Origin of the sequence: Bradyrhizobium sp. HKCCYLS3077 (assembly GCF_051167555.1) — a bacterium.
Classification (GTDB): Bacteria; Pseudomonadota; Alphaproteobacteria; order Rhizobiales; family Xanthobacteraceae; genus Bradyrhizobium.
Map to the genome: position 1 here is coordinate 76,919 of NZ_JBNPTH010000002.1, position 16,304 is coordinate 93,222.

Genomic DNA, 16,304 nt, shown 5'->3' on the forward strand with positions numbered 1-16,304 from the left:
TGACAGGAGCGAAGACATGCGGCAGGCAGCGCAGCCGATCGAAGCTTTCAGGGTACGGCGATCAGTCGACGGTTTCGATGCGGCGAGCTCATTTGGCCAGGCGCCCAGCCTGCTGATTGCGGATGATGACGCCGCGGTGGTCGGGCTCCTCTCACATCACTTCGCGCGCCTGGGCTTCGAGGTGGACACGGCGTCTGACGGCCTTCAGGCCTTTCTGAAGGCGACGCGGGGCAAGCCGAGCGTCCTGGTGATCGACGTCAACATGCCGGAGCTGGACGGCCTGTCGGTCTGCGGGCATCTTCTCGATGCCGACCGTGCGCCGGCCAACGTGATCATCATCACGGGCAGCAACAACCAGCATACGCTGCAGAGATGCGAGCGCGTGGGCACCCGCCACGTCAGGAAAGGCCCCGACTTCTGGAAGGACCTCGACGCCGCATTGCTCGACATGGACCCTCGGATGGCCCGTCGAATTCGGCGCACGACCTGCTAACAGCCGAACTCTCAGGATCGCCGGAAGTGTCGAGGCGTTCTACGCAAGACGTCGAGGCGCTGTACGCCGTGACGATGAGGAATTGCGACCACCGCTTCGGATGTATCGTGTCCCGACCATCACGGCCCAGAGCCTGCGCCCAGGCGTGGCGCCTCGCGCGGGACGAACACCTCTCGCTGTCCTGAGCGCCGCCGGCGGACGACATCGATGTTGTCGTGTCAAGTAATTATCCGGCCCGGGTCGCCACGTTTGCCAGCAAGCCGTTGAAATCGCTGGTGGGCCCGGCAGGACTCGAACCTGCAACCAGACCGCTATGAGCGGGAGGAGATTGATCGGATTTGTTGATTTGCTAGGTTTTCGTATGCTTTCGATCGCGTTTGTTGCATTCTGGTCAGTCTATGCGAAAAGGGTGCGCGCTAGAGACGTGCCCTTAGCGCGCAAGAGACGGCCTTCTTTCTGGAGCGATGAGATGCCGGCTGGAAGGACCTGATGCCTGAAGCGGGTGGCCGGCACGGTATCACGTCATGAAGTGGCAGATTTTCGTCGCTGCGGAACTCCAGAAGAGTTTCGTGCCCCTGAACTTGTCCATTTGCCAGGACATCCGGGGGCGGATCGTCAATCGCATCAATATCGGATGGTCGAGCAACGATTGGCCGCGCTGTTTTTGGCCGAGACTTTCACCACCGCCGATGCCTATCCGTTGGTGATCGCGAATTGGGCAAAGTTCTACCAGATCGATCGGGCGATCGTTCTTGTCGCGCGTTGGATCGCGCCACTCTGTTCGCGCCGCCCTTGCCGCCGAGAGGCAGGGCATGGTGAGTCTCGCTGAGGTCACGCCGGCGCCGTTAGCGTCCGGCGCGCAGTCCGGATAGCTCCACCACGGCCCATCATCTCATACCGAGACTCTACGCGCGGACGACGCGGCGCACATTTCTGTGCTGCCATGTCCAATGTTGGCTGTCAACCAATGCCTCGCTCAAGTTGACCGTCGCGAACACCTTCCTGTTTTTTTGCACCTACAACTTCCTCAATGGCACGCAGCACATCATCCTCTTCCCATAGCGCGCGCCGAGATTCATAAACGGGCTTGCAGTTTGCATCGAGAATTAGCAACTCGACGCTGTGCCGATTGGTCGTTGCTGGACCGAAGCCCACACCAAGATTGAAGTTCGCCTGGACCGGCTCGAAGGACCCGACGGTGCGGATGAACCGATTGTGGTCGTCGAACTTGAATCCGCGATCCATGCCGTACATCTGCAGACGAGCCGCTCGATCATAGGCGGGATCGTAAGTGAAGGCGCCGATATTGATATGGGATGCCAACCCCATCAGAGCGAGCCGAGCCTGCAACGCGGCAAGTTTGCTGATCGTGAGCGAGCACTTCCTGGGGTTCATGCAGCGCGTGTAGAAGAATGTCACCACGGAGGGCCGACCTTGGAAAAAATCTCGGTAGGTGAACGCTATGCCCGCTTGGTCTTCCAGAGCCAAGCCTTCTATGTCAGGTGGAGACTTTGGTAATCCGAGTTGTACCGGCGGCGGTGTCGTACAGCAGCAATGGCCTTCCGCCTGACTTGTAGGGGCGCTTCTGTCCCGATCTATCGCCGATACCACGCCGGGGCTGACCTTGCTGCCGCGAATTGCAGAAATGGTATTGTTTATTTCCGCTAGTGCGCTGGATCGGGGTGTAGTCCGGTCAGCCGGATCCATCGTCTCGTACTGCACGTAGTCATCGTTGATTTCGATGCGTTTAGCTGCCGCGATCAGAAACGCCATGGCGCGATCGGAAATAGCAGAGGCTCCGCGGAGCGCCCTAGCAGCCGCAGCAACTGTGTAAGGATTGTAACCGGTCTCGAGCTCCTCCAGCACGAATGGTAGCGCGGTTTCGGGAAGTCCCAACCGTTCGAAGCTCGCGAGCACGAATCCGCGAATCCGCTCCACCTCGCCGGTACCGAGTCCGCGATAGATCACCGCTTGCTCCACGAGCAGCGCGACCAGTTCCTCGCGACGTGCCGGCGAGAGGCGAAGCAAGCGGATGTGTTCCGCGATCGCAGACAAAATCGTTGGATATGCTTCCCCGGAGTTCATTCGACCGAGCGCATCTTTAGATATCTCGACGCTGCCGAGCGAAGTCCTTCGGACGTACCGGTCAGATCGAGCTTAGAAAGCGAATCCGTGAACGTCGGATCGGCTTTTGACGAGTAGCCTTGCAAGTGATCGAGCGCGCCAAGACAATTGGCGCGCACCTCGTCGTTCTCGCCGTCATCGACAACAATCTTTCGAGCCAGCTCTTCGAACTTCGTGGGATCAACCTCGCGAAGACTGGACGCACTGATGGACCTGAGTTGGGGCGGTTGCGCTCGATCCATCATAATCCGGGCGAATAGGTCGCCAGCTCCGAGATCCGCTGCCAGCACCCGCAATGCTTCTTCTTTGGCTCCGACGTCAAATTGACCGGCAACCACTTTGTGAGCAAGTGGTATGGCGACACCATGATCGTCATGGGCGAGAAGCTGGACAGCTTTGGCGATAGGCACTACGGCTTTGCCTGGATCATCAACGCCAGTCAGCAGCAGTTGCCGCGCCACGTCGTCCTTCTCCATGGCAAGGATCTCAAGAGCGGGCCTACGAACGTCTTGATCGGGATCCTGCAGGGCGACGGCACGCAACGCATCCATTTGGGCTGCGCGATAGGGAGCGAATCCCGGGCCCATGAAAGTTGCCGTCTGGACGTTACGTAGTGCAGCAAGCCTAACCTCGGTGGATTGCGTCTCATCCCGAAACAATGCGATCTCGTTGTGAATCCAGTGAGGGTTTCTTGTTAAGGAGGCGGCGGTCCCGGTCGCGTTCGACATCAAGACAAATTCGCTAGACCCGGACCCCCTCGTTGCTTTTTCGATTTCTGCCATATATTCCCTGCGGAATTCATCGACATCCATTATCGGCCTCCATTTTCCTGAGAATACAGCGCCTATTCTAATACGTAGCGTTAAACTAAACCGTCGGGCATCTCAAAGGGGACATCGTCATAGTCGAAGCCAAGATGTACACCGCCATTCACTGCTTGATAGTCTAGCATGCTGCTAACTTTCGGGCGCGGTCCCGGAGCAGAAGTCAGGGCCGAAGGTGCCAATGCCCCTCCCGGCGCTGTGTCAGGTCGTGTACCTCCGGTAACCCCGTTCCACGGCCACATCGTGTCGCCGAGGTTGTGACCCAGTTGGACAGGCGGCCCGTTGTAAAAGGCCTTAGCATCTACGTCGCTCGTGCGCTTGTAGAACCATTGCCATTTGGCCCATAGCCTATCGACGTTGGCATGCAAAAGGAAGAACATAGGATCGCGCGGCGCGAACCTTGGGTAATAAATCCGGCTGGCCGGCCCAAAGCTGGTATGAGCGTATCCGTGGGGGTCCAACTCCATGCCAGCATCGGGCGCACCGACGAACGGTTTGCCGAAAACGGCAAAGTTCCCTTCGCCCAGTGCAATAGTTTGGTCCTCAGTTTTCAGGCCTGGCGGTTTACTCGCAGGCGGAAATCCCCTCCCACGGATGATGCCAGGCTCGTCCTCCGCTTTCCATTGTCTGAAAGGGTGTCCGGCAGTGAACTGAACTCTATCGTGGCTATCGGGCACCCCCATGAAAGCAAGTGAGAGGACTTTCTCAGCGGGCTGATCAAATCGCCAATAAGGGAGACTTACGGTTGCGTCGATGGCCTGAAGTTCGCGCTCGAGATCGAGCAGATAGGAGCGGTGCCATGGCAAGAAGCCCCAATTGTTGTGGGACTCTCCCAATGTGACATCGACATGCATGTCGCGAAATTGAGTATAGCGGCCGGTACCTTGTCCGTTTAGAGTTGCGAACGCGGCGAGGAAGCGGTCGCGCTCTGCGTCAGACAAACTTTGTGCGTTCTTGCGAACACGCACCATCAGCTGCTTCGAACTCAGCGGAGCTGACGTATTAGCGTCCACCACCTCCAGGACTGCATCGCCGAAATTAGCGCTGGGTTTCTTGAATTCACCAGCGACCCAGAACTTTATCGGCGAGCCGTCCCCTGGCATATCTAGCTGTAAGGTCGGTGTTCCCCGATGCGAACGCTTCACATCGAATTTGACCTGTCCCACATTGCCGCCATTGCGCAGAAGGGCTTTCACGGTTTTGCCAGCTCCAGGGCCATCGATCAGACGGGCACTACATTGAATTGGCGTCCATGTCAGAAAGACGCGGCCATCAGTGTCACTGCTGGCTATTGAAACGTCGACGTGCATTAAAAACTCCTCCATTTTCTGAATAATAATTCTTATTGAAGGATATCAACCTGCAATTGCATCACGCCTAACGTTCGCATGCAATACTTTTTGTCGAGGTAATTTAGGTGAGCGCAGGCGTCGGTACGTTTTGCGCGCTGCCACAGACTGGCGGCATCTGCCCGAATCGTTCGAATCTGGATTCATGCAGCATTTCATATCGTTACCCTCCCGCCATTCGTGCATCCCGGGAAGGCCGATTAGATGTGCGACGTCTGCTGCGGCGCGAACAGCCGACAACCCGTCAATATATTCTTGTCATGCTGGTCATGGGCTGTGCGCGTTTAAGTTGGTTGCAGCCTTGCCGCGCGCGATCGATGCTGTCGTCTGCAGTCCTTTACCTCACCAAAACGTCCGGGTGCTGGCTTGAGCCGCTACTCGCTTAACTCTTCCAGCTTCCATACGAACAAAGATGGACATGGTATCTGGTGTGGCGAGGCCGCCGCAGAAAAATCAAAGCCAGCAAGGCGTTCAAATCGATGGTGGGCCCGGCAGGACTCGAACCTGCAACCAGACCGTTATGAGCGGCCGGCTCTAACCATTGAGCTACAGGCCCCGCGGCGCGGTGGGCTTGGCGGCGGCGGGCAGGGGGACCTGTCCGGCGCGGCGCGGATGGCCCGGCGACGGTGCGGGCTTCGTTTACAGCCTGACCGGCGATCCGGCAATGCCATTGCCGGCCGCTTTCGCGGACCGGCAGGGGGCATGAGCCCGCGCGTCAATCCACCGACACGCCGGCGAATTCGACCACCTTGCGCCATTTCTCGGTCTCGTCGGCGACCAGCTTGCCGAACTCGGCCGGCGTCATCGCGCGGGGGATGCCGCCGGTCTCGGCCAGCCGCGCCACCAGCTTGGGGTCCTTCAGCGCCTCGCCGACCGCCTTGTTGAGGGTCTCGACGATCTCCGGCGGCGTGCCCTTCGGGGCGGAGATGCCGTAGAAGCCGACTGATTCGTATCCTGGCACGGTCTCGGCGATCGCGGGCACGTCCGGCACCGTCGGCCAGCGCTGCGGCGAGGTCACGCCGAGCGCGCGCACGCTGCCGCCGCGCGCCTGCTCCAGCGCCGTCGGCAAATTGTCGAAGATCAGTTGCACCTTGTTGGAGATGATGTCCGGGAAGGCCAGCGCCGAGCCGCGATAGGGCACGTGCAGCATGTCGCATTTGGTCATCACCTTGAACAGCTCGGCGGCCATGTGCACCGAGGTGCCGTTGCCGGACGAGGCGAAGGCGATCTTGCCGGGATTGGCCTGGCAATAGGCGATGAACTCCTTCACCGTCTTGGCCGGCACGTCGTTGCTGACCACCAGCATGTTGGTGAGCTGCATGATGCTCGCGACCGGCACGGTATCGCGGATGAAGTCGTAAGGCAGCTTCTTGTACAGCGAGGTGCTGATCGCATTGTTCGGCGCGACGAACAGCAGCGTGTAGCCGTCCGGCGCTGAGTTGATCGCGGCGGCCGCGGCGATGTTGCCGCCCGAACCGGTGCGGTTCTCGACCACGACCTGCTGGCCGAGACGGTCGGACAGCCATTGCGCCATGATGCGCGCGACGATGTCGACCGGCCCGCCTGGCGCGAAGCCGATCAGCCAGCGGATCGGGCGGTCCGGATAGGCGGCTGCGGCCGGCTGGCTCATGAGGCAGGCCGTGGCCACGAGGCCGGCCAGGAACGCGCGCGCTAGTCTCATCTTGTCCTCCCGAAGCTGTTGTCATTGTCGTTGACGACATGCTTCCATAGATCCGCACGCTTGCCTACATGCGCGTGCCGGACAAAGGCCGGAAAGGCAGGCGAATGACAAGATGGCGATGGCTCGGGCTTGCGGTCGCGCTGCTCGCGGGCAGCGCCGCAGGACAGCAGGGAGGGACCGTGACCACCACGCGCACGCTCAGCCTCGGGACCGCGACACCGGGCGGCGGGTTCCCGCTCTATGGCGATGCGTTCGCCAAGGTCATGACGGAGGCCGATCCGGGGCTGCCGATCGTGCCGCGCAACACCAAGGGCAGCAACGAGAACATTCCGCTGCTGGAGCGGGGCGAGCTCGATCTCGGCCTCGTCGCCGGCGAGCCGGCCTATCAGGCCTTCATGGGCATCGATCGCCCGAAGACGCGGCTGAAGATCCTGACGGCGATCTTCTCCAGCCCCGGCCTGTTCGTGGTCCGGGCCGACAGTCCCTATCGCAACATCCGCGACCTCGTCGGCCAGACGGTCGTGTTCGGCGCCAAGGGCTCGGGCCTGCCGATCATGTCGCGCTACATGCTCGACGGTCTCGGCCTGAAGCAGGACGACGACTTCCATGCGATCTATCTCGATCGCGCCGGCGATGGTCCGGCCATGGTGCTGGATGGCCAGGCCGCGGCGCTGTGGGGCGCCGGCATCGGCTGGCCGGGTTTCCACGCGATGGCGAGCGCGCCGGGCGGCGCGCGCTTCATCGCGCCTTCGGCCGAGGAGATCGCGCAGGTCAGGGCGAAGCACAATTTTCTCAAGCTGCTGACCGTGCCGGCGAACAGTTATCCGGGCCAGAGTGAAGCCATCAATTCGATCGGCTCCTGGAGCTACGTGCTCGCGCGCGAAAACCTGCCGGACGACGTCGCCTACCAACTGGCGAGGACGCTGCATGGCGCCGAAGCGACGCTGTGTGCCACCCTGGCACAAGCGTGCGAGACCACGGCCGCCAACACCGTTGCGGCGGCGCCCAGCCTCGATCTCATTCACCCGGGCGTGCTGAAATATCTGCGGGAGGTCGGGTTGGCGAAATGAGAGGGGCCAATAGCGGGAATCAAAATGACCCCATTCGCCATTCGCTACTCGCCTATTTCATCGGACACGCCGGATCCGGCGGACCGAACGCGTCATCGCCTTTGATGGTCGCGAGGATCTTGTAGTAGTCCCACGGATATTTGCTTTCCTCCGGCGACTTGACCTGCGCCAGCACGAGGTCATGCACCATCAGATGGTCAGCGCGGAGCCTGCCGTTACGGGCGAAGAAATCCTCGACCGGCGTCTCCCGCATCTTGGCGGCGACCGCCAGCGGATCGTCGCTGCCGGCGGCCTTGACCGCGTTGAGATAGTGCGTGACGGCGGAGTAGACGCCGGCCTGCCACATCGTCGGCATCCGGTTCATCTTGGCGAAATAGCGCTTCGACCATTCGCGCGTCTTGTCGTCCATGTCCCAGTAGAACGAGGTCGTGAGCAGCAGGCCCTGCGCCGCGGGCAGGCCGAGCGAATGGATGTCGGTGATCAGCGCCAGCAGCGCGGCCATCTGTTGGCCGCCCTTGAGCAGGCCGAATTCGGCGGCCGTCTTGATCTCGTTCATGTTGTTCGGAGGGCCTGCGGCGATGCCGATGATCTTGGCCTTGGAGGCCTGCGCCTGCAGAATGAAGGATGATAGATCCGCCGTTGCGAAGGGCGGCCGGACGGCGCCGACCACCTTGCCGCCATTGGCGGTGACGACGCTGGAGGCGTCGCGCTCCAGCGAATGGCCGAAGGCGTAGTCGTCGGTGATGAAGAACCAGCTGTCGCCGCCGCGCTTGACCACTTCCTTCGCGGTGCCGGTAGCGAGCGCCTTGGTGTCGAACACCCACTGCATCGCGTAAGGCGAGCAGAACTTGCCATGGAAGTCGGCCGCGCCGGTCGACTGGGTGATGAACAGCTTCTTCTTCTCGGTGGCGATGGTCTGCACCGCCAAGCCGACCGCGGAGACCGGAACGTCGACGATCAGATCGACCTGCTCGGTGTCGTACCAGCGTCGCGCGATCGCGGCGCCGATGTCGGGCTTGAGCTGATGATCGCCGACGATCACGCTGATCGGCTTGTCCAGCACCTTGCCGCCGAAATCATCCACCGCCATCTGCGCCGCGGTGACCGAGCCCTGGCCGGTCGGCGTCGACGCCGGTCCGTTCATGTCGCTGAGCACGCCGATCTTGACGACGTTGTCGGAGATCTGGGCTTGAGCCGCCGTCGTGACCAGCAGCGCGGTGGCGGCCCATGCGGCCGTTCTCAAGGAGCTCAGTTGCAATGCGTCCTCCACGGATGCCGGCATGACACCGTTGTTCATCGCGGCTCTGCCGGCCGCTCCGCCTATCTGCAATCAATCGCGTGCGGCCGTCAATCACGCCGGGCATCGGAGCGGTGGAGCGATGCTGTGCGCTGCAGCGCCAGCGAAATGCCAGGGGATCACGCCCGGGCGGCCTCGTGCTCCTCATGCGCGGCTTCCCACACCTCGCGCGCGGCATCCGCATTCATCAGCGCGATGCCGATGCCGACGATCAGGTCCGGCCAGGCCGATCGCCATGCATAGGCCGTGACCAGACCCACGGCGATGATGGCGATGTTGGCGAACGCGTCGTTGCGCGCCGACAGGAAGGCAGCCCGGGTGAGGCTGCCCTGGTGATCTCGGACCCGTGCCAGGATCAGCGCGCAACTGAGGTTGACGATCAGCGCGCCGAAACCGGTGAGGGTGAGCGGCAGCGGAGCCGGCACGGCCGGCGCGAACAGCTTCTCGCCGGCGGTCCACAGTCCCGCGAGCGCCGGCGCCAGCAGGATCAGCGCCAGCACCTTGCCGAGTTGCGCGCGGCGCACGGGGCTCCAGCGCAGCGCCAGCGCGATCAGGATGTTGACCGAGGCATCCTCGAGAAAGTCGACGCTATCGGCGAACAGCGACACCGAGCCGATCGACAGCGCGACGGCGAACTCGATGCCGAAATAGCCGAGATTGAGCAGGGCGACCGCAAGCACCGCGCGGCGAACCGAAATCGTCGCATCCATCGGGAGTCCTCTAGCCGTCGGGGTCATCGTCCAGGGCGGCGAGCCGTTCCGCTTCGGCGAGATCGGCGATGGTGTTGGCATTGAAGAAGGGATCGCGCGGGGCGGCGGGCCAGCTCACGGTCGCGACCTTGTAGCGGGCCGTGAACCGGGTCACCTTGCGGATGTCCTCCGTCACCAGGGCGCGGCGGAGATCGTCGCGCAGGGCCACCGGCCACAGGCCGATCACCGGATGAGTCTGGCCTGATGACGCCGCCAGCGCCAGTTCGGCATGCTCCGCGGCCCGTGCTTCCGACAGCCGGACGGCGAGATCGCGCGGCAGGAACGGGCAGTCGCCGGGCGCGCTCAGCATCCAAGGCGCCGCCGGCAGATGCGTCGCGACCCAGTCCAGTCCGGCCAGGATGCCGGCGAGGGGGCCTGGAAAACCGGTCACGCCATCCGGCACGACGGGAAGGCCGAAGCCCAGGAATCGCGCGGGATCGCCGTTGGCGTTGAGGACCAGAAGGCTGCACTGCGGGGCCAGGCGGGCGATCACACGCGCGAGGATGGTCCGGCCGTCCACCAGGCGCAACGGCTTGTCGCCGCCACCCATTCGCTGCGCCAGGCCTCCGGCAAGCACCACGCCGGGAATCGAAGGAGAGATCGTCGCCATCATCACCGGTTCCGTACCACGTCTGCTGTCGTTGCGTCAGCGCGTGATGCGTCCGGCGTGTCGGAGCAGGGAGAGATTGCCCTCGCGGGGATGCAGCCTTGCGGAACCCGCGTGGCTGCTGGCATGAGGGGCTGGTCCATCGACGGAGCAGCGCGAGGCCTTGCCCGTCGATCAATCGTTTGCATGCGCCGCTTGCAGGAGCAGGCGCCCTCAGGAGACCGCGATGAACGTCATCGGCCTCGCCGGCTGGAGCGGCGCCGGCAAGACCACGCTGCTGACGCGGCTGATTCCCCATCTCATCGCGCAAGGGCTGCGTGTCTCCGTCATCAAGCACGCGCACCACAAGTTCGACGTCGATGTTCCCGGCAAGGATTCCTGGCGCCATCGCGAGGCCGGGGCTGCGGAGGTGCTGGTGGCGTCCGGCACGCGCTGGGCGCTGATGCACGAGCTTCGCGGCGCTGCCGAGCCATCGCTTGCGGACCTGCTGGCCAAAATGTCTCCGGTCGATCTCGTCATCATCGAAGGCTACAAGGCCGGACCGCATCACCGGATCGAGGTGCACCGTGTCGCCAACGGCAAGCCGCTGCTGTTCCCGAATGATCCCGGGATCGTCGGCCTCGTCACCGACGCGGCCGTCGAAACCGCTCTGCCGCGGGTGGACCTCGACGATGTCACGCGTGCGGCTGCGTTGGTTCGGCGACTCGCCATGCCCCTGGCCGACGTGCTCGCGCTCTCGAAGGCCGGCGAGTGAGTGCAGGAGCGAGCGCTGCGGAATCCGCGTGGAACTCGTGAGCCTGGCATTCCAGGAACCCGGTTCCACCATCGCGCCGCCGTTGCAACGATACCGTTGACGCGCCGGGCAGGCTTGGCCATGGTCCCGCGCATGACGAGAACGAGGCTGGATCTGACGGGCCTGAAGTGTCCGCTGCCGGCGCTGAAGACCCGCAAGGCGCTGCAATCGCTGAAGGCGGGAGAGCGGCTCGAGGTGTGCTGCACCGACCCGCTGGCGGTCATCGACATCCCGAACCTCATTCGCGAGACCGGTGATCACGTCGAGCTGCTCGAGCGCAGCGAGAGCCGTCTCACGTTTCTGATCGAGAAGGCGGCGAACCCCTAGCACGATCGATGCGAGCGAGCGTGGACGCGGCCTATGCTGCAGGTTGTCCCAACTAAGTAGTTCGTGCGCCGATCTTTCACGCTGCACGGCTGTCAAGCAGGCGTGCCGCTTCCTATCGTCGCAGCAGCGCCCATGCGCGCACATAACAATGCCGTCTTGTCAGTCCAAGCTTGCGTCATCGCCGCAAGGCAAGGCCTGGTTGTTGCTGCATCACTTTTTCGAGAGCCCGCGCGTGGCGCATCCGAGGGATCGCCTCTCTGCCGGCGGGCCATCTCATTAGTTGATTCTCTCAGGAATGGTTGTCGAGCTCTAAAGTAATCGACAGCAACAGGACTACAGCTGGGAGTGGCGGTGACGACGGTTGCACGCGAATTTCTGTGTTTGTTAGCAACACATCCGCGTTGCGGTGCAATCAATCCACGACGTTTGAGCAATTATTACCATTTTACTATCGACAATTTGCCTCGGTTCTGCACCAATTGGGGCGCTTCCGCAGAGGTTGCGGGAGGCGCGTCATGCCCGTTGGGGATCGGGCCAGGCGGAACCGCGGCACAACGATGGCAGCCGCATGAGGCCCGGTGGGGGGTGTCATGCCGTTGGAACCGTCTTTGGCGTTTGTGCGTCGCGAAAATGTTCTGGTACGTCCATAGCGGGCAGGGTGGGTAAGCGTATTGATTCTGATCAAGGGGACAGAACATGAGGTCGTTGCGTTGGACGGGTGTCCGTAGAGGGGGAAAGCATGGCTAGCATTGAGAGCGCGGGGGCGCTCCCCAACGCGCAAGCGGGCATCTTCGATCGTGAGCACACGGTCGCCAAGGCCGGGTTCAACCGCTGGCTGGTTCCTCCGGCTGCACTTTGCATCCATCTGTGCATCGGCATGGCCTATGGCTTCTCGGTGTTCTGGCTGCCTCTGTCGCGCGCCATCGGCGTGACGCAGAGCCAGGTCTGCACCGACATGACCCTGGTGCAGGAGCTGTTCACCACCAGCTGCGACTGGAAAGTCGCGAGCCTCGGCTGGATGTACACGCTGTTCTTCGTGCTGCTCGGCGGCTCCGCGGCGATCTGGGGCGGCTGGCTCGAGCGCGCCGGTCCGCGCAAGGCGGGCGCCGTCGCGGCGTGCTGCTGGGGTGGCGGCCTGCTGATCGCGGCGCTCGGCATCTATGTGCACCAGCTCTGGATGATGTGGCTCGGCGCCGGCGTCATCGGCGGCATCGGTCTCGGTCTCGGCTACATCTCGCCGGTGTCCACGCTGGTGAAATGGTTCCCTGACCGCCGCGGCATGGCGACGGGCATGGCCATCATGGGCTTCGGCGGCGGCGCCATGATCGGCGCTCCTCTGGCCAATTTGCTGATGAACTATTTCAAGACGCCGACCTCGGTGGGCGTCTGGGAGACGTTCGTCACCATGGGCGTGATCTACTTCGTTTTCATGATGATCGGCGCCTTCGCCTATCGCGTCGCCCCGGTCGGCTGGCAGCCCGAAGGCTGGACGCCGCCTGCGGTCAAGAAGGCGATGATCTCCGACCACCACGTCCACCTGAACAACGCGCACAAGACGCCGCAGTTCTGGCTGGTCTGGTGGGTGCTGTGCTTGAACGTGTCGGCCGGCATCGGCGTCATCGGCATGGCTTCGCCGATGCTGCAGGAGATCTTCGCCGGCAAGCTCATCGGGCTGCCTGACGTCAGCTTCAACCAGCTCGACGCCACGCAGAAGGCGACCGTCGCGGGTATCGCGGCAGGCTTTGCCGGCCTGCTCTCGCTGTTCAACATCGGTGGCCGCTTCTTCTGGGCGTCGATGTCGGACCATATCGGCCGCAAGGCGACCTACTACTGCTTCTTCCTGATCGGCATCGTGCTCTACGCGCTGGCGCCGACCTTCGCTGCGATGGGATCGAAGCTGCTGTTCGTCGGCGCCTTTGCCATCATCCTCTCGATGTATGGCGGCGGCTTTGCAACGGTGCCGGCCTATCTGGCCGACCTGTTCGGCACCCAGTTCGTGGGCGCCATCCATGGCCGGCTGCTGACGGCCTGGGCTACCGCGGGCATCATCGGCCCGGTGGTGGTGAACTACATCCGCGAGTTCCAGCTCGCCGCCGGTGTGCCGCGCGACCAGCTGTACAACACGACGATGTACATCCTCTGTGCCATGCTCCTGGCCGGCCTGATCTGCAACTTCCTGATCAAGCCCGTCGATCACAAGTGGAACATGAGCCCGGACGAGGTCGCCAAGTATCAGGCGCAGCTCGCCAAGAACGAGTCGGCGATCCAGCACGGATCGTTCGGCATCGGCAAGGGCGGACTCGACGCCAAGGCCGCGCTGTTCTGGGCCTTCGTCGGCGTGCCGCTGGCCTGGGGCGTCTGGAAGACACTGGAGAGCGCCGTCAAGATCTTCTGATCCGGTTCAATGGATTGAAGCAAACGGGGCGGCCGGTCTGGCCGCCCCGTTTCGTTTCGGCCCTTATGGCTTTCCTATGAAAGGCCCGATCGGCCCGTCTCGCATTCCTACGCCGAGGCGCCGCATTCTTCGCTTCGCCGGTCGATCTCGTGCCGGCTGCTTTGCGGAGAATGGACATGAGTTCGGTGACGCCGTTTCGTGACCTCCACGGTGCTGACGTCATCCGGGCACCCCGGCTGTCGCGCCTGGGCAGAGCATTGCGTCGGACCTTCAGGGCCATCCACGCGGCGATCGCCGCAGCCAAGCTCCGACGCCTGCGCAACGAGTTGCTGCTGCGCCGCGGCGCCATCGCGCGCATCGAGTCCGACATGTCGCGCCGGCCGCAGGTGCCGTTGCTTCTTTGTGAGAAGTGGGACTTCTGAGACCCGGCCGACCGGGGGCGCGGGCTTCTGTCTCATAGCAGGTCGGGCGAGCCCGGAGCGGTCTTGGAATGTGTAGTGCTCATCCGCGCCATGGCGTGGGCCACCATGCCTTTCGCAGCCGTGTCCAGCTCCGTCAGCGGCAGGCGGACATCGGCTGCGGCGAGGCCCTGCAGGCTCAGGGCCTGCTTCAAGGCTGCGGGCACCTCGCGGTTCGTCAACTCGATCAGCGGCAGCAACCGGCGATGCAGCCGTCGCGCCGCGGACCAGCGTCCGCACTGGCAGGCGGTGAGGATCGCGCTGCAGAGCTGCGGAGCGACATTGGCGACCAGTGAGAACCAGCCGTCACACCCGGCTGCCGCCAGCGGCACGGCTGCCGTATCATCGCCCGCCAGCAGGCGGAAGCCGGGCGGCACCAATGCGCGCAGGCGGACGACGCGCGCGACATCGCCGGTGGCATCGCGCAGGCCGACGAACTGCGCCCATCGTGCCAGCCGGACCAGGATCTCGTCGGGCAGCGCGCGGGCCGTCCGTGACGGGCAGTCGTGCAGGATGATCGGCAGCGCGGTGGCATCCCCGACCGCACGAAAATGCGCGTAGATGCCCTCCGCGGTCGGCCGGTTGTAGTAGGGGACCACCGACATCACCGCGTCGGCGCCCGCGGCAGCCGCCTGCCGTGTGTTCTGCACCGCTTGCAGCGTCGAATTGGAGCCGGCTCCGGCGATGACGAAAACGCGGTTGCGGGCCGCAGCCACCGCCGTGCGGATGACGGCGTCGCGCTCCGCCGCTGTCAGCGTGGATACTTCGCCTGCGATCTCGCACACCAGGATTGCGCTTGCGCCGGCTTCGATCTGCCGTGCGCAGAGTCTGTCGAGCGCTGGGATGTCGAGCGCACCATCGGCGGCGAATGGCGTTGGAATGTCCGCGATGGCGCCGGCCAGCCAGCGTGTCGCAGGTTCGCGTCGAGCCGGGGAGGTCTGGCTCATGCGACCGGCCGTTTTCCGTACAACAGGCCGACGGGAGCGAGGCGTCCCTCGGTGTCGAGCTCGATCGTGCGCGACAGCTCGACGATCGTTTCGGGGTGATGCCCGTTTTCGAACAGCGCGTATTTCATCGCCTCGGCGCGGCTGACGAACAGGCCGCCATAGAGGCCGGTCTGCTCCTGCGCGACCCATTGACCGCGGCTGTTGCGCCCGATCAGCACGAGCGCGGTCGCAGATTTGTTCGACGAGGGAGGTTCGACGAGCTTCATGGATATGGTCCTTCTGATGTGACGCGGAGCTGCCGCACGGCAGGGCGTCGGTGTCGTTGGTCGGATATCGGGTGGCCGGGATAGGAAATCGATGCGACGCAGCGGGACACCTCATAGCCACGGCATAAAGAGCGCGTGCTCTAGGATCCCGCCGATGTCGTCAGCGTCATCACGGCGCAATACAGCGCGAGGTATCCGGCCAACTCGTCCCAATGGTTCAGGCCGGCGGTGAAGGCGCGCTCGCGCCGCAGCGTGGCGAGCACGGCGCAGAGAATGACGGTCATCCACAGCAGCGCTGCGAGGCTGCGTCCGAAGCCGATGCTGCCGAAGCTCGCGAACACGACGAGGATCACGGTGCGCAAGCCGAAGCGCAGCAGGACACGGGCCGCGGAGAGCTCCACGGGATTGTCGGCCGAGACGATCATCGCAAAGCGCTTCGCCGTTAGAAATTGTCGCAACAGAGCAGGGCCGCGAGGTCGGGCTCGGCGGCGTGGCGTCCCGAGCCGGGGGCTGGCTGCGGCTCGAGACGCTGCGCCTCGACCGCGGCGTGGAGGATCGCCAGCGACAGGTCGCTATGCGTTGCCTCGGCGCAATGGTCGAGCCAGTCGGGCATCTCGCGCTGCTGTGACAGCGCGCAATGCCATTCACCGTCATCATAAGCGAGGCGGCGCAGCGACCAGCGCGGCAGCCGTAGCGCGATCAGCTCCAGCGCTGCGTCGATGCGAGCCTCGGCGCGCAGCAATTGGTCGATCCGCACCCGTCGCCGTCCGCGCGCCGACAGCGGCGAGACCCCCTCCTCCTCGCCGAGAAGATCCGTGAGCAGCGTGGCGGCTTCCTGCGCGGCCAGTTGGGGCTGCGCGGCATCCAGGGTGATCGTGTGCGGCATGATGTTGTTTCCGTCGTCCGTGAGCGGCGGCGGCCCGA

The 16,304-nt window shown here is 63.6% G+C and carries 18 protein-coding genes and 1 tRNA gene; 6 read left to right on the forward strand and 13 right to left on the reverse strand.

What is annotated here, in order from left to right:
- The first annotated feature begins 16 nt into the window (after positions 1 to 16).
- A complete protein-coding gene (locus tag ACQR0Z_RS06410; RefSeq protein ID WP_434918076.1) occupies positions 17 to 493 on the forward strand; it encodes a response regulator in 477 nt (158 codons plus the stop codon).
- A gap of 517 nt (positions 494 to 1,010) precedes the next feature.
- On the opposite strand, the gene ACQR0Z_RS06415 is transcribed toward ACQR0Z_RS06410, so the two are convergent.
- The 6 genes from ACQR0Z_RS06415 to ACQR0Z_RS06440 form a co-directional block, all read right to left on the reverse strand.
- Complete coding sequence (locus tag ACQR0Z_RS06415) at positions 1,011 to 1,307, reverse strand: hypothetical protein (protein WP_434918077.1); 297 nt, start codon at positions 1,305 to 1,307, stop codon at positions 1,011 to 1,013.
- Positions 1,308 to 1,453: 146 nt separating this feature from the next.
- A complete protein-coding gene (locus ACQR0Z_RS06420) occupies positions 1,454 to 2,578 on the reverse strand; it encodes an SCO family protein (RefSeq protein WP_434918078.1) in 1,125 nt (374 codons plus the stop codon).
- Entirely contained in the window at positions 2,575 to 3,429 is an 855-nt protein-coding gene (locus ACQR0Z_RS06425) for a hypothetical protein (RefSeq protein WP_434918079.1), read from the reverse strand. Before ACQR0Z_RS06425 ends, ACQR0Z_RS06420 begins: the two co-directional genes overlap by 4 nt.
- Before the next feature lie 50 nt (positions 3,430 to 3,479).
- On the reverse strand, positions 3,480 to 4,751 hold the full coding sequence (locus tag ACQR0Z_RS06430) for a tyrosinase family protein (RefSeq protein ID WP_434918080.1): 1,272 nt from the start codon (positions 4,749 to 4,751) through the stop codon (positions 3,480 to 3,482).
- A gap of 519 nt (positions 4,752 to 5,270) precedes the next feature.
- Positions 5,271 to 5,346, reverse strand: a tRNA-Ile gene (locus tag ACQR0Z_RS06435).
- Between the two features lie 159 nt (positions 5,347 to 5,505).
- Positions 5,506 to 6,471 carry a Bug family tripartite tricarboxylate transporter substrate binding protein gene (locus ACQR0Z_RS06440; protein ID WP_434918081.1) on the reverse strand — a complete coding sequence of 322 codons (966 nt, stop codon included), beginning with the start codon at positions 6,469 to 6,471 and terminating at the stop codon, positions 5,506 to 5,508.
- 104 nt (positions 6,472 to 6,575) lie between these two features.
- Between ACQR0Z_RS06440 and ACQR0Z_RS06445 the strand changes: the two genes are divergently transcribed.
- The gene (locus ACQR0Z_RS06445; protein WP_434918082.1) at positions 6,576 to 7,541 is read left to right on the forward strand and encodes a TAXI family TRAP transporter solute-binding subunit; all 966 of its coding nucleotides are present in this window, start codon (positions 6,576 to 6,578) and stop codon (positions 7,539 to 7,541) included.
- A gap of 52 nt (positions 7,542 to 7,593) precedes the next feature.
- On the opposite strand, the gene ACQR0Z_RS06450 is transcribed toward ACQR0Z_RS06445, so the two are convergent.
- From ACQR0Z_RS06450 to mobA, 3 genes are all read right to left on the reverse strand, one after another.
- On the reverse strand, positions 7,594 to 8,799 hold the full coding sequence (locus tag ACQR0Z_RS06450) for an ABC transporter substrate-binding protein (protein WP_434918707.1): 1,206 nt from the start codon (positions 8,797 to 8,799) through the stop codon (positions 7,594 to 7,596).
- A 158-nt stretch (positions 8,800 to 8,957) separates the two neighbouring features.
- Positions 8,958 to 9,548, reverse strand: a complete 591-nt coding sequence (locus ACQR0Z_RS06455; RefSeq protein ID WP_434918083.1) for a cation transporter — start codon at positions 9,546 to 9,548, stop codon at positions 8,958 to 8,960.
- 10 nt (positions 9,549 to 9,558) lie between these two features.
- Complete coding sequence (gene mobA / locus ACQR0Z_RS06460) at positions 9,559 to 10,197, reverse strand: molybdenum cofactor guanylyltransferase MobA (RefSeq protein ID WP_434860243.1); 639 nt, start codon at positions 10,195 to 10,197, stop codon at positions 9,559 to 9,561.
- 223 nt (positions 10,198 to 10,420) lie between these two features.
- On the opposite strand from mobA, the gene mobB reads away from it, so the two are divergent.
- The 4 genes from mobB (at position 10,421) to ACQR0Z_RS06480 (ending at position 14,131) form a co-directional block, all read left to right on the forward strand.
- Entirely contained in the window at positions 10,421 to 10,948 is a 528-nt protein-coding gene (gene mobB / locus ACQR0Z_RS06465; protein WP_434918084.1) for a molybdopterin-guanine dinucleotide biosynthesis protein B, read from the forward strand.
- A gap of 132 nt (positions 10,949 to 11,080) precedes the next feature.
- Positions 11,081 to 11,314 (forward strand): sulfurtransferase TusA family protein, encoded by a 234-nt coding sequence (locus ACQR0Z_RS06470; protein ID WP_434860177.1) that lies wholly within the window; start codon positions 11,081 to 11,083, stop codon positions 11,312 to 11,314.
- Between the two features lie 739 nt (positions 11,315 to 12,053).
- Positions 12,054 to 13,709 (forward strand): OFA family MFS transporter, encoded by a 1,656-nt coding sequence (locus ACQR0Z_RS06475; protein WP_434860176.1) that lies wholly within the window; start codon positions 12,054 to 12,056, stop codon positions 13,707 to 13,709.
- 176 nt (positions 13,710 to 13,885) lie between these two features.
- Positions 13,886 to 14,131, forward strand: coding sequence for a hypothetical protein (locus tag ACQR0Z_RS06480; protein WP_434860175.1), 246 nt, complete (start codon positions 13,886 to 13,888; stop codon positions 14,129 to 14,131).
- A gap of 32 nt (positions 14,132 to 14,163) precedes the next feature.
- Here ACQR0Z_RS06480 and dapA read toward each other — a convergent pair whose 3' ends face one another.
- The 4 genes from dapA to ACQR0Z_RS06500 all read right to left on the reverse strand — a co-directional run bounded on the left by dapA (position 14,164) and on the right by ACQR0Z_RS06500 (position 16,266).
- Complete coding sequence (gene dapA, locus ACQR0Z_RS06485; protein WP_434918085.1) at positions 14,164 to 15,114, reverse strand: 4-hydroxy-tetrahydrodipicolinate synthase; 951 nt, start codon at positions 15,112 to 15,114, stop codon at positions 14,164 to 14,166.
- Positions 15,111 to 15,380, reverse strand: coding sequence for a hypothetical protein (locus ACQR0Z_RS06490; RefSeq protein ID WP_434918086.1), 270 nt, complete (start codon positions 15,378 to 15,380; stop codon positions 15,111 to 15,113). Before ACQR0Z_RS06490 ends, dapA begins: the two co-directional genes overlap by 4 nt.
- Positions 15,381 to 15,520: 140 nt before the next feature.
- Entirely contained in the window at positions 15,521 to 15,805 is a 285-nt protein-coding gene (locus ACQR0Z_RS06495; protein WP_434918087.1) for a hypothetical protein, read from the reverse strand.
- Positions 15,806 to 15,822: 17 nt separating this feature from the next.
- Positions 15,823 to 16,266 (reverse strand): hypothetical protein, encoded by a 444-nt coding sequence (locus ACQR0Z_RS06500; RefSeq protein WP_434860171.1) that lies wholly within the window; start codon positions 16,264 to 16,266, stop codon positions 15,823 to 15,825.
- Between the last annotated feature and the right edge of the window lie 38 nt (positions 16,267 to 16,304).

Excerpts from the sequence above, each read along its gene's own strand:
- ACQR0Z_RS06455 (WP_434918083.1), bottom strand. The coding sequence starts at position 9,548 with ATGGATGCGACGATTTCGGTTCGCCGCGCGGTGCTTGCGGTCGCCCTG.
- ACQR0Z_RS06475 (WP_434860176.1), top strand. The coding sequence starts at position 12,054 with ATGGCTAGCATTGAGAGCGCGGGGGCGCTCCCCAACGCGCAAGCGGGC.
- ACQR0Z_RS06470 (WP_434860177.1), top strand. The coding sequence starts at position 11,081 with ATGACGAGAACGAGGCTGGATCTGACGGGCCTGAAGTGTCCGCTGCCG.
- ACQR0Z_RS06490 (WP_434918086.1), bottom strand. The coding sequence starts at position 15,380 with ATGAAGCTCGTCGAACCTCCCTCGTCGAACAAATCTGCGACCGCGCTC.
- dapA (WP_434918085.1), bottom strand. The coding sequence starts at position 15,114 with ATGAGCCAGACCTCCCCGGCTCGACGCGAACCTGCGACACGCTGGCTG.
- ACQR0Z_RS06410 (WP_434918076.1), top strand. The coding sequence starts at position 17 with ATGCGGCAGGCAGCGCAGCCGATCGAAGCTTTCAGGGTACGGCGATCA.
- ACQR0Z_RS06425 (WP_434918079.1), bottom strand. The coding sequence starts at position 3,429 with ATGGATGTCGATGAATTCCGCAGGGAATATATGGCAGAAATCGAAAAA.
- ACQR0Z_RS06445 (WP_434918082.1), top strand. The coding sequence starts at position 6,576 with ATGACAAGATGGCGATGGCTCGGGCTTGCGGTCGCGCTGCTCGCGGGC.
- ACQR0Z_RS06495 (WP_434918087.1), bottom strand. The coding sequence starts at position 15,805 with ATGATCGTCTCGGCCGACAATCCCGTGGAGCTCTCCGCGGCCCGTGTC.
- ACQR0Z_RS06430 (WP_434918080.1), bottom strand. The coding sequence starts at position 4,751 with ATGCACGTCGACGTTTCAATAGCCAGCAGTGACACTGATGGCCGCGTC.
- mobB (WP_434918084.1), top strand. The coding sequence starts at position 10,421 with ATGAACGTCATCGGCCTCGCCGGCTGGAGCGGCGCCGGCAAGACCACG.
- ACQR0Z_RS06440 (WP_434918081.1), bottom strand. The coding sequence starts at position 6,471 with ATGAGACTAGCGCGCGCGTTCCTGGCCGGCCTCGTGGCCACGGCCTGC.
- ACQR0Z_RS06480 (WP_434860175.1), top strand. The coding sequence starts at position 13,886 with ATGAGTTCGGTGACGCCGTTTCGTGACCTCCACGGTGCTGACGTCATC.
- mobA (WP_434860243.1), bottom strand. The coding sequence starts at position 10,197 with ATGGCGACGATCTCTCCTTCGATTCCCGGCGTGGTGCTTGCCGGAGGC.
- ACQR0Z_RS06420 (WP_434918078.1), bottom strand. The coding sequence starts at position 2,578 with ATGAACTCCGGGGAAGCATATCCAACGATTTTGTCTGCGATCGCGGAA.
- ACQR0Z_RS06500 (WP_434860171.1), bottom strand. The coding sequence starts at position 16,266 with ATGCCGCACACGATCACCCTGGATGCCGCGCAGCCCCAACTGGCCGCG.
- ACQR0Z_RS06415 (WP_434918077.1), bottom strand. The coding sequence starts at position 1,307 with ATGCCCTGCCTCTCGGCGGCAAGGGCGGCGCGAACAGAGTGGCGCGAT.